The following is a 15600-nucleotide window of genomic DNA, read 5'->3' on the forward strand; positions in this document are numbered from 1 at the left end:
TAGATATATTTGACGTTTGTAAAACAAACTTTGTCAAATGAAGAAATTATTACCTTTTTTACTCCTATTTTTTACTATAAATATATTTTCTCAAAAAGAGGCTAACATTTGGTATTTTGGTAGAAATGCTGGTATAGACTTTAATACTACACCTCCAACTGCAATTACAAATGGGCAAATAAATACTCTAGAGGGTTGTTCTTCTTTTGCTGATGGTAATGGTAACTTATTATTCTATTCTGATGGAATTACTGTTTATGACAAAAACCATCAGAAAATGACATATACAGATGGAACGCCAGCAGATAATTTAAGAGGAAATCCATCTAGTACACAATCCGGAATGATAATACCGAAACCAGGTTCTACATCAATCTACTATCTTTTTACAGTTGGAGACAACAACAATCCTGCGTTTGACTTATATACAATAGATATGTCTTTAAACGGTGGAAACGGGCAACTAATTGATGAAGATGGTGATGGTGATTTCTCAGAAAACTTAGCTCAAATTCAAACTAGTTCTGGTAGTTGGACAGAAAAAGTAGCAGCGGTTAGAGGTAAAGAATGTAATACATTTTGGGTAGTTTCTAAAGTTGCACGTTCTTTTTTCTCTTATAAAGTTGATATAAATGGTGTGAACCTTACTCCTGTAGAGTCTCAAGTTAATAATAATACAGTTAATTCTAGAGGTTATTTAAAACTATCTCCAAACGGACAAAAATTAGCTATTGCAAATCAAAATACAACCAACGATCTGTTACTATATAGTTTTGATAATGAAACAGGTATAATAGCAAATGACGGTATTTCTTTATTCAATAATTTTCAAGATGGTGAAGCTTATGGTGTTGAGTTTTCTCGGAATTCTGAGAAGCTTTATGTTTCTTCAGCTTCTGGCTTCAGACAAGATTTAAGTGCACCTGCAACCACTTATAAACTATTCCAATATGATTTAACAGCATCAGATATTGAAGCTTCAAAAACTATAATTCATGAACAAACTGGATATAGAGGAGCTTTACAATTAGGACCCGACGGAAAAATTTATGCAACTATTCCGCTAGCTTATGACGATACTAATGGAGATGCTACTTCTTTAGATGTTATAGAAAACCCCAATGCTGCCGCTGCTGATGTTGTTTTCACTAAAAATGCAATAAATTTAGGCGGGCAAAAATCTACACAAGGATTACCTCCTTTCATATCCTCACTACTATTACCAATAAAAATAACAGATTCTGATACTAACCAAGAAATTAATGACCAGGATTTAGAATTTTGTGTTGGAGACAATAAAACCATTGTTCCAGAACCAGTTATAGGTAATAACATAACTTATGAGTGGACATTTGATAACGGAACTACTACTTCAACTGTATCAAATACTTCTAGCCTAACTTTAAATAATTTAGATAAAACAGATAGTGGGGCTTACGCTTTAAAAATTGAATTAACTGATGATTGTGGAAATATTACTCAATTTGATGGTACTTTTAATATTGAAGTTTTTGATGCTGCCTCTGCTTCTGCTCCTCAGTCAATAGTTTTTTGTGATTCAGATAGAGACGGATTTAATTCATTTGATTTTCAAGCTGATAAAAATGCTGAAATTTTAAACGGATTAGATCCTGCAATTTTTGAAGTTTTGTATTTTACTTCTCTTGCTGATGCTAATTCTGGAGATAATCCTTTAACAAACCCTTATACAAACCCGTCTGCTTTTAGTTCACAAACTATCCATGCTAGAGTGCAAAATAAAAATGCTTTCGAAGCATGTTTTGATACCACAAGTTTTACTTTAACTGTAACAGATTTACCTGTTCCTACTCAACCAGAACCTTATAGAATATGTGATGATATAGAAAGCTCTAGTGATACAGATGGAATCATAAACACATTTTTACTAAACACTAAAGATGTTGAAATTTTTGGAAGTTTAGATCCGAACCAATACAATATTACATATCATACTACACAAAACGGCGCAGATACAAATGATCCTGGAACGCTAATTGATAAAAAAGCAAACCATACAGTTTCAACATCACAAACTGTATACGTAAGAATAGAAAACAAAGACAATATAGATTGTTACGACTCAAGTATCCTTTTAGAATTAATTGTAGACCCTTTACCTACATTAAAACCTAACCCTACATTAGACCAATGTATTAGCGATACAAATAGCAACCCTACAGTAAATTTAACATTGGCAGAAAGTTCAATTTCCGAGACCTTAAATATTCGTTTTGAATATTATGAAGATGCCATTGGAACAAATTTAATTACAGACCCTACTTCTTTTCCAGTACAAGTAAATACTACACAATCTGTTTATGTAAAAGTTATTTCAGAGTTTGAATGCGCTAGAGAATTAATTGAATTAACTATTAACGTTGGGCAAACTCCAAACAACCCTTACAATGAAACTCAAACTCCTGTTTGTGATGATTTTTTAGATGCTGATGGAAATGATATAACAGGAATGAATGATGATACAGATAATATAACGAACTTTACGCTAGACCTAAATGCTATAATTAATGGTATAAACCCACCTGCAAATACAGAGGTTTTCTTTTATGAAAATTCTAACGATAGAACAAATTCATTAAATGAAATCGATGTTACTAATTATAGAAATGATTTAAATAAAATTGATATTACAAATACTCCAGAGGGAATTCAATTTCCTATTTATTATAAAATTTTAAGTACAATTAATAATAATTGTCAAGGTTTAGGAGAGTTTTACTTAGAAATAAACTCTGTTCCTACAGCAGAAGTTGTTCCAGATCTAGAATTATGTGATGATACTAATGATGGTGATCCTACAAATGGAATTGTACAAACTTTTGATTTAGAATCTCAAAATACAACTATTTTAAATGGACAAGATCCTGCTAACTTTACAGTTACTTATTACTTAAATAGTAATGATGCTAATATTGGAAACAATCCAATAACCTCTCCATTTGCGAATACAATAAGAGACTCTCAACCTATTTTTGTAAGAGTTACTAATAATACTACCGGTTGTTTTACAGATCATACTTCATTTAACGTTATCGTAAATCCATTACCCGTTGCAAATTTTGTTAATGATTTAGAAGTATGTGATGATAATACTGATGGTTCTGCTAGAAACGGTTTTTCTCAAATAATAGATTTAGAATCCCAATCTGCAGGAATTCTAGGTAGCCAAGACCCAAACTTATATAATGTAACATACCACCGTTCTTTAACAGAAGCTCAAGCAGGAGATAATCCATTAATATCTCCATACTCTAATTTATCACCTAACAGAGAAACAATTTTTGTTCGTGTTTATAATTCTGATACAATGTGTGCTAATGGAATATCTAATTTTGATGTTATCATAAATCCAGAACCTATTTTTGAAACCATTTCAAACCTATCATATTGTGATAACAATTTAGATGGAGATGACACAAATGGAGTTATACAAACTATAGATTTAGATTCTCAAATAACTAACATTTTAGGTACAAGTCAAGATCAAGATGATTATATTGTAACTTTTCATAGCTCTCAAGCTGATGCTGCTTCTGGAGACTCTGCTATTACATCACCATATACAAATACAAATTCAACAGAAACAATCTTTGTAAGAATTCAAAATAAAGTAACCTTATGTGTAAATGATGATGCAACTTTTGAAGTTATAGTAAATCCTTTACCAGATTTTATGGTAACAACCCCACAAATTTTATGTTTAAATGATTTACCTCTAACAATTTCTGCTGAGAATCCAAATACAGTTTATACTTATGAATGGAGAAACTTAAATGGAGATTTATTAGGTACAAATCAAGATTTAAATGTTACAAGTGGAGATACTTATAGCGTTACAGCTACCACCACTAACGGAACTAATTGCTCAAGAACAAAAGATATTGTAATTAATGAATCTAATCCTGCTACTTTAGAAGCAAGCTACGTAACTATTATAGATGAAGGTAACAATATTGGAAGTGAAAATAATTTATCTATTTCTATAAATACTTTAGATAATGATTTAGGACCTGGAGATTATCAGTTTGCCGTTTTAAATAATGATAATAATGATAGATTCCCCTCAATAGGTTTCCAAGACGAACCACTTTTTGAAAACTTAGAAGGTGGTATTTATACAATTATTGTAAATGATAAAAACGGTTGTTCTCCAGACACTACATTATTAGTTTCTGTAATACAATTTCCTAAATTTTTTACCCCAAATGGTGATGGTGAAAATGATACTTGGGTTGTTAAAGGAGCAAATAAAACTTTTTATCCAAACAGTAGTATTAATATATTTAATAGATATGGTAAATTAGTTGCACAAAGCCCAATAGACGGACAAGGATGGAATGGAACATATAATGGTAAAGTACTTTCATCAGATGATTATTGGTACAGTATTACACTAATTCCTGCTGATAATACTAAACCAACAATTAACAAAAAAGGACATTTCTCCCTTCTGAGAAAGTAAAAAACTCAAAAAAGAATACATCTTAAAATACGGATACTTTTATATAAAGTATCCGTATTTTTACATTATGGAATTTAAGTTAGTATCAGAATTTTCTCCTACTGGAGATCAACCGGAAGCTATAAGACAACTATCCGAAGGTATTTTAGCAGGCGAAAAATATCAAACTTTATTAGGTGTTACAGGTTCTGGAAAAACATTTTCTGTAGCAAACGTAGTAAAAGAAGTAAAAAAGCCAACTTTGGTTTTGGCACATAATAAAACTTTAGCTGCGCAGTTATATTCAGAATTTAAGCAATTTTTCCCTGAAAACGCTGTCGAATATTTTGTTTCTTATTACGATTATTATCAACCTGAGGCGTACATTCCTGTTACTGGTACTTATATAGAAAAAGATCTTTCTATTAATGATGATATTGAACGATTAAGACTAAGTGCAACCTCATCTTTATTATCAGGAAGAAGAGACATTTTAGTTGTAGCTTCTGTTTCTTGTTTATATGGTATTGGAAATCCTGTAGAATTTAAGAAAAACGTAATTCCTATAGAAGTTGGTCAACAAATAGCTAGAACTAAATTTTTACATCAATTAGTTCAAAGTTTATATTCAAGAACAGAAATAGAAATTAAAAGCGGAACTTTTAAAGTAAAAGGTGATGTAGTTACTATTTATCCTTCTTACGGAGATAATGGCTATAGAATTCATTTTTTTGGTGATGAAATTGAAGAAATAGAATCTTTTGATTTAGAGAATAATACTGTAATAGAAAGCTTCGAAGAACTAACCATTTATCCTGCAAACTTGTTTGTTACTTCTCCTGATGTACTACAGAATGCGATTCATCAAATTCAAGAAGATATGATGAAACAAGTTGACTACTTTAAAGAAATAGGCAAGCATTTAGAAGCTAAACGGCTAAAAGAAAGAACTGAATTCGATTTAGAAATGATTAGAGAACTTGGTTATTGTTCTGGTATAGAAAATTACTCTCGATATTTAGATGGTAGAAATCCAGGAACAAGACCTTTCTGTTTATTAGATTATTTCCCAAACGACTACTTAATGGTTATTGATGAAAGTCATGTAACAGTACCCCAAACACATGCAATGTATGGTGGCGATAGAAGCAGAAAAGAAAATCTTGTAGAATATGGATTTAGATTGCCCGCAGCAATGGATAACAGGCCTTTAAAGTTTGAAGAGTTTGAAGAAATCCAAAATCAAACCATATTTGTATCTGCTACTCCAGCCGATTATGAGTTACAAAAAACTGAGGGTGTATTTGTAGAACAAATTATTAGACCAACAGGTTTATTAGATCCAATAATAGAAATTAGACCCAGTTTAAATCAGATTGATGATTTAATTGAAGAAATACAAATTAGAGTAGAAAAAGACGAACGTACATTAGTAACAACACTTACTAAAAGAATGGCAGAAGAATTAACAAAATACCTTACTCGAGTTGCTATTAGATGTCGTTACATTCATTCTGATGTAGATACTTTAGAACGTGTAGAAATTATGCAAGATTTACGTAAAGGTTTGTTTGATGTACTTATTGGTGTAAATCTTTTACGTGAAGGTTTAGATTTACCAGAAGTTTCTTTGGTAGCCATTTTAGATGCTGATAAAGAAGGCTTTTTAAGAAGCCATAGATCTATAACACAAACTGTTGGTAGAGCTGCAAGAAACGTTAATGGTTTGGCAATTTTGTATGCTGATAAAATGACCAATAGTATGCAAAAAACAATTGATGAAACCGAACGAAGAAGAGAAAAACAAATAGCATACAATACTAAAAACAACATTACTCCTACTCAAATAAATAAAAAAATTGATGATACTTTATCTAAGTCTGCTGTTTCTAGTTATCATTATGATAATGCTATTCAAAAAGCTGCAGAGCAAGACTTACAATATTTACCTAAAGAAGAAATCGAAAAACGTATAAGGGAAAAACGTAAACAAATGGAAGCTGCTGCAAAAGGTTTAGATTTTATTGTTGCCGCTAAATTACGTGATGAAATTGCTATTTTAAAAGAGCGTTTATAGTTTATTTTTAATCATTCTTAACTTGATAATACTATCAATAAACACCTTTGCTTTTTCTTGATATTTTAATTCATCTTTTTTAGACCAATTATTTCTATTTTGCTGACTCGTTTTATTGTTATTTAAGAATTTAAGTTCTTTTTGTAGTTTCTTAACCCTCTCTTTTACAGATAATTCTTTTGTTTCTTTATAGCCTAATTTTTTTAACCCGTTTTCTAGTTTAGAAATTTGTTTAACGTATACATTCTCCTTAGCCTCAGACCATTTTTTTAACTTTATTAGTTTTTCTTTTTTATTTTTTAAAGAACCAATTCTATCCTTTATTTTTTTAATTAAAATGGTTTTGTCTTGATAAACTTTCATCTTAAAAAAATCTCCTTTTATTTCAATTTCATTTGAAAAAGAAGAGCCCGTGATAAAAAAAAGTAAAAAAAATAAAATAATAAACTGTTTCATAAAAGTATGTATACATCAATAATACTCAAAAAGTAAGCCAAAAAAATTAACTAAATAAAAATTCATTCTATTTGAAAATAAAAAAAGGTAGCAATTAAAATTACTACCTTTTTTGTATTAAAAATTATTTTCAAAAAAATAAAACTACATCATTGCTGCTGCAATTTTTTTATAAGTACCATTTTCTAAATTCTCTCTAATAGCTGAAAAAGCAGTAATCGTTTCATCTATATCTTCTTGAGTATGCGTTGTTGTTGGTATCAATCTTAAAATAATTAACCCTTTTGGTATTACAGGATACACTACAATAGAACAAAATATACCATGATTTTCACGTAAATCATTCACCATTGCCATTGCTTCAGGAATTTCTCCTTTTAAAAACACTGGAGTAATACAGGTTTGTGTTGTACCTAAATCGAAACCTGCAGCACGTAAACCAGATTGTAAAGAATTAGTGTTTTCCCACAATTTAGCTTTCAATTCTGGCATTGTACGCAACATATCTAAACGTTTTAATGCTCCTTTAACCATTGCCATTGGCAAAGATTTTGCAAACATTTGAGAACGCATATTGTATTGTAAGTACTGAATTACATCTTTATCACCAGCAAAAAATGCACCAATACCAGCCATAGATTTTGCAAAAGTTGCAAAATATACATCAATTTCATCCTGTACTCCTTGCTCTACTCCTGTTCCTTTACCGTCTTTTCCAAGCGTTCCAAAACCATGAGCATCATCTACTAATAATCTAAAGTTGTATTCTTTTTTTAAAGCAACAATTTCTTTTAAACGCCCTTGCTCTCCACGCATTCCAAAAACACCTTCAGAAATTACTAAAATTCCTCCTCCAGTTTTTTCTGCCATTCTTTTAGCACGCTTAATATTTTTCTCAAAACTCTCCATATCGTTGTGCTTATACACAAAACGTTTACCAGCGTGTAATCTTACACCATCTATAATACAGGCATGCGTGTCCATATCATAAACGATAATATCATTCTTAGTAACTAAAGCGTCTATAGCAGAAACCATACCTTGATATCCGAAGTTAACTAAATAAGCAGCTTCTTTTTCAACAAATTCAGCACATTCTTGTTCTAATTGCTCATGAAATTTAGTATGCCCAGACATCATTCTAGCTCCCATTGGGTAAGCCATACCGTGTTCTGCAGCAGCTTCTCCATCAACTTTTAATATTTCTGGATGATTTGCTAAACCTAAATAATCATTAATACTCCAAGTAACTACTTTTTTGCCATTAAAAGACATTCTGTTAGAAATTGGTCCTTCTAACTTAGGAAATACATAATATCCTTCTGCCTGTTTAGCCCATTTTCCTAAAGGTCCTTTATCTTCTTTTATTCTTTCAAATAAATCTATCGCCATGTTTCTGTTTTTGATTTTTACGAACTACAAAGAAACCGCTTTTTTTGCAGTTATTCAAATTGATAAATAAATAGTATAATTTTATAGAAATCCTTGTTCTTTCATCCAAGAATCATTGTAAATTTTATTCATATAACGAGAACCATGGTCTGGAAAAATAAGTACTACAAAACTATCTTTTGTAAACATTCCTAAATCTGCATATTGCTTTGTTGCTTGTAAAACTGCGCCAGAAGTATATCCTGGAAAAATCCCCTCTTTTTTTACAATTTCTCTTGCAGTTAAAGCTGCATCTTTATCAGATACTTTTTCATACACATCAATTACATCAAAATCTGTAGCTGTAGGAATTAAGTTTTTACCTAAACCTTCTATTTTATAAGGTGAAACTTCGTTCATATCAATCTTACCAGTTTCATGATATTTCTTTAAAACAGACCCAATTGCATCTACTCCTAATATTTTTATATCAGGATTTTGTTCTTTTAAATACTTTCCGGTTCCAGAAATTGTACCACCTGTTCCGCTAGCAACTACTAGGTGTGTAATTTTACCACCAGTTTGTTCCCAAATTTCTGGTCCTGTAGTTCTGTAATGAGCATCAATATTTAATTCATTAAAATACTGATTTATATAAACAGAGTTTTTAGTTTTTTTATGAATGGTTTTTGCAACTTCGTAATAAGATTTTGGATCTGCAGCTGGCACATTTGCAGGACAAACATGTACTTCTGCTCCCATAGATTTTAGCATATCTATTTTGTCTTGAGACGATTTATCGCTAACAGCTAATATACATTTATAGCCCTTTACAATACTAATCATAGCTAAACTAAAACCAGTATTACCAGAAGTAGTTTCTACAATTGTAGATCCTTTTTTTATAATTCCTTTTCTTTCTGCATCTTCAATTATATGTAATGCAATTCTATCTTTAGCAGAATGTCCTGGATTAAATGCTTCTAACTTTGCAAAATAAGAACCTTTAAAATCTTTTGCTATATTATGTAGTTTCACTAATGGTGTTTCTCCTACTAACTTTAATATATTTTCAGTAATTCCTTGGTGTCTTGTCATTCTATTCTGTTTATCAAAAAAACCAAATTCTAAAAGAATCTGGTTTTTTTGATTCGAATGCAAAAATACACATCCTTATTGAAATACAAAATTGATTTTATAGCTTAATTGACTCTACACCCAATTTGTTTTCTAATGCTAAGAAGAAAGTATAATCTTTAGCTGTTTCTTTTAATGCTTCAAAACGACCCGATGCGCCACCATGACCAGCTTCCATATTAGTACGTAACATTAATAAATTAGTATCCGTTTTAAGTTCTCTTAACTTAGCTACCCATTTTGCAGGCTCCCAATATTGTACTTGAGAATCATGAAAACCTGTAGTAACCAACATATTTGGGTATGCTTTTGCTTCTACTTGATCGTAAGGCGAATACGATTTTATATAATCGTAATACTCTTTATCATTCGGGTTTCCCCATTCATCATATTCTCCAGTTGTTAACGGAATACTATCATCTAACATTGTAGAAATTACATCTACAAAAGGTACAGCAGCTATTACTCCATTATATAATTCTGGATTAATATTTATAATTGCACCCATTAATAAACCTCCTGCAGAACCACCCATTGCATATAAGTGTTTTGCTGATGTATAATTATTTTCAATTAAAAATTTAGAACAATCAATAAAATCTGTAAAAGTGTTTTTCTTATTCAACATTTTACCATCTTCATACCATTCTCTACCTAAATATTCACTTCCTCTAATATGTGATAAAGCAAAAACAAAGCCTCTATCTAATAAACTTAAACGAGTAGATGAAAAACTATCTGGAATTGTATAACCATAAGAACCATAAGCATATTGTAATAAAGGTGTACTTTCATTTAGTTCTGTATCTTTATGATGGACTAATGAAATAGCTACTTTTTTACCATCTCTAGCAGTTGCCCAAACACGTTTGCTTACATAATTATCTTTATTAAACTTACCTCCTAATACTTCTTGCTCCTTTTTTACTTCTTTAGATTTATCGTTCATATTAAAATCGATAACAGAACTTGGTGTTGTAAAAGAGTTATAAGAGTATCTTATAATATCTGTATCAAATTCAGGATTACCAAAAACACCAGCCGCATACGTTTCTTCATTAAAAGGTAAATAGTAATCTTCTTTTTTATCCCAACGTTTAATGCGAATTTTATTTAAACCATTTGTACGTTCTTCTAAAACTAAATAGTCTTTAAATATTGAAAAATCTTCTAATAAAGTATCTTCTCTATGCGGAATTACATCTACCCAATTTTCTTTAGAAGTATTAATTATAGAGGTTTTCATCAACTTAAAATTTGTAGCATCATCTTTATTGGTTAACATATAAAAATGATCTTTATAATGAGAAACATTATATTCTAAATCTTTTTCTCTCTCTTGGATAACAGTAAAATTACCTGTAGGATTATTTGCATCTAAAAATTGCGCTTCTGTAGAAAGTGTACTGTAAGAACCTATTATTATATAATCGTCAGATTTAGATTTTGTTACATAAGTACCAAAAGTATCGTCTTTTTCATGAAAAACTTCAACATCATCGGTAGTAGATGTTCCTAAAACATGTCTAAATATCTTTTCACTTCTTAATGTTTCGGGGTTTTTCTTTGTGTAAAAAATGGTTTTATTATCATTTGCCCAAACAGAACCACCAGTAGTATTCTCTATTTTATCTTCATAGATTTCACCGGTTTCTAAATTTTTTACTTTTAAAATATACTGTCTTCTACTAACCGTGTCGGTTGCAAAAACTGCCATTTTATTATCCGGAGAAATATTTAAACCTCCTAATTGAAAATAATCATGCCCTTCTGCTAATTCATTTACATTAAATAGAATTTTTTCTTCAGCTTCTAAGTTTCCTTTCTTACGACTATAAATTGGGTATTGCTTACCTGTTTCATAACGAGTTATGTAAAAATACCCGTTATCTTTATAAGGTACAGAAGAATCATCTTCTTTAATTCTACCTTTCATTTCTTCAAATAAATCTTCTTGAAACTTCTTAGTATAATCTGTAACCTTATCGTAATATTCGTTTTCTGCTTCTAAATAATTAACAACTTTTTTAGTTTGTTCATCTTTAGTTTCTGCATTTTTTTGGGCATCAGACAAACGCATCCAAAAATAATTATCTATTCTAATATCTCCGTGTTTCTCTAATTTTGTTGGCTGTATTTCAGCTACAGGATATTTTGCATCTGTACTCTTCATATTTTTAGTTTCGTTTTTACAAGCGACTGTAAAAATAAGACTAAAAAGCATTGAGCTTATCATAAATTTTCTCATTTTTTTGTTGTTTGAATTCAGCATCAATTTACTAATTTTGTTTTTATTATAAATTAAAATAAAAAAGATATGCTAGGAGACCTTTCTGGAATGATGAGTAAACTTAAAGATGCTCAAAAAAAGTTGAAGAAACTAAAAATAGATTAAATTCTGTTTTGGTTGATGAAAATTCTGCAGATGGAAAAATAAAAGTTACACTTACTGCAAACAGAGAAATAAAATCGATTTCTATTGATAACTCTTTACTTAATGATGCCGAAGAATTAGAAGATTTTTTAATTATCACTTTAAATAAAGCGATTGAAAAAGCTTCTAAAATTAATGAAAACGAAATGGCTATTGCTGCAAAAAGCGGAATGCCAAATATACCAGGAATGGATATGTTTAAATAATTTAAGTTTTGAGTTTAGAAGATTACATGTTGCCTTGCTTAAACAAACAACTGTTTGGTATAGATTGTGTTGGTTGTGGTTTTCAAAGAGCATTTATACATGTTGTAAAAGGTAATTTTACAGCTGCTTTTAACATATATCCTGCAATTTATACATTATTGCTTTTTGCAATATTTTTGCTTCTAAATTTAAAATTCAAGTTTAAAAACAGTAGAAAAATAATTATTACTTTCGCAATTATAAATGTTTTGATAATATTAATAAGCTATTTTATTAAAATGAAACATCTATTTACACTCTAATTAAAAAATAAAATGGAAAGACAAAGTTTACCCAATGCAACAGTATCACTAGTTTTAGGAATATTTTCTATATTAACTTGTATATGTTATGGTGTTTTAGGACTACCTCTTGGTATTGTTGCATTTGTACTTGGTAATAAAGCGCTAAAAGTATTTAATGAAAACCCAGAAAATTATAAAAGTTCTGGTAATGCAAGTGCTGGTAAAATTTTAGGTATTGTAGGTATCGTTTTAAACCTTGCTTTTATTCTTGTTATTGTTTGGGCAATTTCTAAAATTGGATGGGAAAACATGCAGGACCAAGAATTGATGCAACAAAGAATGAACGAAATATTAGGTAAATAAACTTACTTTTTAATCATAAAACATAAATGCAACTCAGTAAGAGTTGCATTTTTTTTGTGCTAAAAATATAATTAACGTTACGTAAACATAGTTTATCTATTGTAAATGATAACTTTGCATTCACAAAAAAATTAAATACTTATTTTTAATAATGAATACAGAAAAGAAATCAACAATAAAAAAATTGTAAAGTGGGTTGTTATAACACTTTTAGTGTTCATAATAGCGTTATTTTCAATACCTTTTTTATTTAAAGATAAAATTGTACAAATGGTTGCAAATACCATTAATAACAACATAAATGCAACTGTTACATTTAAAGAGGCAGATTTAAGTTTACTAAAAAACTTTCCATTAGCAAGTATTACTGTTAACGAAATTAATATTGCAAATAAAGCTCCTTTTATTGGCGACACTTTATACAGTGCTAAAGAATTAAATTTAAGCATGAAAATTACTGAGCTTTTTAAAAAAGCTGATGAAGTTATAGAACTAAAAAGTATTGCTACAAAAAACGGACAAGTAAATATTATATTTAATAAAGAAAATGAAGGCAATTTCGATATCGCAATTAAACAAGATAAACCTACAGAGGAAGAAACCTCAAGTAATTCGTTTTCTTTTAACATAGAAGAATATCAATTAGAAAACATCAATTTTAACTATATAGATAGAAGTTCTGATTTGGTTATGAGGTTAGAAAATATAAACCATACTGGTAAAGGAAATTTTGCCAAAGAAATTTTAGATTTAGACACAAAATCTACAGCAATTCTTTCTTTAGATTTAAATAAAGTAAATTATTTACATGATGTTGCAGTCTCATTAAATGCTGTTTTAGGTATCGACTTAAAAAACAACAAATACACATTTAAAGAAAATACGGGTTATATTAATCAATTGCCATTAGAATTTAATGGTTTTATTCAATTAGTAGCAGATAGCCAGTTGTATGATATCAATTTTAAAACACCAACTTCTTCATTTAAAAACTTGTTGGCCTTATTACCAAAACAATATTCAGGTAATTTAAAAACTATAAAAACTGCTGGTAATTTCGATTTAAATGGTGTTGTAAAAGGTACTTTATCAGACAATAGAATTCCTACTTTTAACATCTCTTTTTCATCTAAAAATGCCATGTTTAAATATGATGATTTACCTAAATCTGTAGAAAAGATAAACATCGCTTCGAAAATTATTAACAAAACAGGTAAAATTGAAGATACGTATGTAAACGTTGATAAACTTACTTTTAAAATTGATGAAGATGTTTTTTCTGCTAATGGAAGTGTTGCTAAAATAACGACCAATCCAAAAGTAAATATAGCTGCAAAAGGAACTGTTAATTTAGCGAATATTAGTAAAGTTTATCCTGCGCTAGAAAAAGATTTATCTGGTATTTTAAATGCTGATATTTCTACCATTTTTGATATGAATTCTATAGAAAAAGGAAAATATGAAAACATAAAAAATGCAGGTACAATAAATGTGAGCAATTTTAAATATGATGGAAAAGATGTTGCAAAAGCTTTTTACATTAAAAAAACCAGAATTTCATTTAACACAAATACAATTAAATTAAATGAATTTGATGCTAAAACAGGAGATTCTGATGTTTCAATTACCGGTAATTTAGATAATTTTTATGGATTTCTATTTAAAAACCAAGTGTTAAAAGGAGATTTTACACTAAAATCTAACACCTTTAAAGTTTCAGATTTTTTAACAACAAATGAAAATTCTACAGAAAAAAAGGAGAAACAGAGCAGTTAAAAATACCAGCTTTTTTAGATTGTAAGTTTTATGCAAATGCAAAAAATGTAACTTATGATAATATTAATTTAAAAAATGTTTCGGGAACTATTTATGTTAAAGATGAATCTGTAGACTTACAAAATTTAAAATCTGAAGTTTATGGTGGTAATATTGCTTTTACGGGTAAAGTTTCTACAAAAGGTGATACTTCTAAATTTAATATGGCTTTAAATTTAAAAGAGTTAAACATTGCAGAATCTTTTGGTACCTTAGAAATTCTAAAATCTATAGCTCCTATTGCGAAGACTATTGAAGGAAAAATAAATTCTACAGTTAATCTTTCTGGTAATTTAAATAAGGATATGACGCCTAACTTAAAAACGATTACTGGAGATTTATTTGGAAAATTATTAAACCCTAAATTAAATGCTAGCAATTCAAAATCTTTAAGCTTATTAGGTAGCAAACTTTCTTTTTTAAATACTGATAAATTAAACTTAGATGGAATTAATGCTTTTCTTTCTTTTAATAACGGACAAGTAAATGTAAAACCAATACCGTTAAAATATAAAGATATAGGTATAGAAGTATCTGGAAATCATAATTTTGATAATACGATGAATTACAATCTTGTATTTGATGTACCTGTAAAATATTTAGGTACAGATGTTACAAACATCATTTCTAAACTTTCTGTTAAAGATGCTGCCGAAATTAAAAGTGTACCAGTAAAAGCTAATTTAATTGGTAGTTTTTCTAGTCCTAGTTTTACTACAAACTTAAAAGATGCAACTTCTAATTTAATAAAAGATTTGGTTGAAAAACAAAAACAAAGCCTTATTGGTAAAGGAAAAAATAAACTACTTAATTTATTGGGTGGAAATAAAACAGACTCCACAAAAACAACAAAAGATAACAATGGAGATAAAGTTAAAAACCTTTTAAATGGATTGCTCAAAAAGAAAAAGGGTAATTAAAACATGTAAAAAAAGGGAAAAATGTAAGTTTACATTTTTCCCTTTTTAAATTTTAAA

At 29.2% G+C, this 15600-nt stretch carries 10 protein-coding genes and 1 pseudogene; 7 read left to right on the plus strand and 4 right to left on the minus strand.

What is annotated here, in order from left to right; translation table 11 throughout:
* The first annotated feature begins 37 nt into the window (after positions 1 to 37).
* Both N5A56_RS16855 and uvrB read left to right on the plus strand, forming a co-directional pair.
* A complete protein-coding gene (locus N5A56_RS16855) occupies positions 38 to 4501 on the plus strand; it encodes a T9SS type B sorting domain-containing protein (RefSeq protein WP_265724373.1) in 4464 nt (1487 codons plus the stop codon).
* 67 nt (positions 4502 to 4568) lie between these two features.
* Positions 4569 to 6557, plus strand: coding sequence for an excinuclease ABC subunit UvrB (uvrB, locus tag N5A56_RS16860; RefSeq protein ID WP_265724372.1), 1989 nt, complete (start codon positions 4569 to 4571; stop codon positions 6555 to 6557).
* Here the strand turns inward: uvrB and N5A56_RS16865 are convergent.
* The 4 genes from N5A56_RS16865 to N5A56_RS16880 form a co-directional block, all read right to left on the minus strand.
* Positions 6552 to 6920 (minus strand): hypothetical protein, encoded by a 369-nt coding sequence (locus N5A56_RS16865; RefSeq protein ID WP_265724371.1) that lies wholly within the window; start codon positions 6918 to 6920, stop codon positions 6552 to 6554. The two genes, uvrB and N5A56_RS16865, sit on opposite strands and share 6 nt — an antisense overlap.
* Before the next feature lie 237 nt (positions 6921 to 7157).
* Positions 7158 to 8405, minus strand: a complete 1248-nt coding sequence (capB, locus tag N5A56_RS16870; protein ID WP_265724370.1) for a cysteate-C-fatty acyltransferase — start codon at positions 8403 to 8405, stop codon at positions 7158 to 7160.
* An 81-nt stretch (positions 8406 to 8486) separates the two neighbouring features.
* On the minus strand, positions 8487 to 9482 hold the full coding sequence (capA, locus tag N5A56_RS16875; protein WP_265724369.1) for a cysteate synthase: 996 nt from the start codon (positions 9480 to 9482) through the stop codon (positions 8487 to 8489).
* A 97-nt stretch (positions 9483 to 9579) separates the two neighbouring features.
* Positions 9580 to 11694, minus strand: coding sequence for a S9 family peptidase (locus N5A56_RS16880; protein ID WP_265724368.1), 2115 nt, complete (start codon positions 11692 to 11694; stop codon positions 9580 to 9582).
* 144 nt (positions 11695 to 11838) lie between these two features.
* On the opposite strand from N5A56_RS16880, the pseudogene N5A56_RS16885 reads away from it, so the two are divergent.
* The 5 genes and pseudogenes from N5A56_RS16885 (at position 11839) to N5A56_RS16905 (ending at position 15543) form a co-directional block, all read left to right on the plus strand.
* Positions 11839 to 12161: pseudogene (locus N5A56_RS16885) on the plus strand (YbaB/EbfC family nucleoid-associated protein).
* Between the two features lie 26 nt (positions 12162 to 12187).
* Complete coding sequence (locus N5A56_RS16890) at positions 12188 to 12463, plus strand: DUF2752 domain-containing protein (protein WP_265726086.1); 276 nt, start codon at positions 12188 to 12190, stop codon at positions 12461 to 12463.
* A gap of 12 nt (positions 12464 to 12475) precedes the next feature.
* Positions 12476 to 12808 (plus strand): CCC motif membrane protein, encoded by a 333-nt coding sequence (locus tag N5A56_RS16895; RefSeq protein WP_265724367.1) that lies wholly within the window; start codon positions 12476 to 12478, stop codon positions 12806 to 12808.
* A gap of 270 nt (positions 12809 to 13078) precedes the next feature.
* Positions 13079 to 14584 carry an AsmA family protein gene (locus N5A56_RS16900; protein WP_274270620.1) on the plus strand — a complete coding sequence of 502 codons (1506 nt, stop codon included), beginning with the start codon at positions 13079 to 13081 and terminating at the stop codon, positions 14582 to 14584.
* Between the two features lie 203 nt (positions 14585 to 14787).
* Positions 14788 to 15543, plus strand: coding sequence for an AsmA-like C-terminal region-containing protein (locus tag N5A56_RS16905; RefSeq protein WP_476445312.1), 756 nt, complete (start codon positions 14788 to 14790; stop codon positions 15541 to 15543).
* The last annotated feature ends 57 nt before the right edge of the window (positions 15544 to 15600 follow it).

This window comes from Polaribacter ponticola (assembly GCF_026191475.2).
GTDB lineage: Bacteria > Bacteroidota > Bacteroidia > Flavobacteriales > Flavobacteriaceae > Polaribacter > Polaribacter ponticola.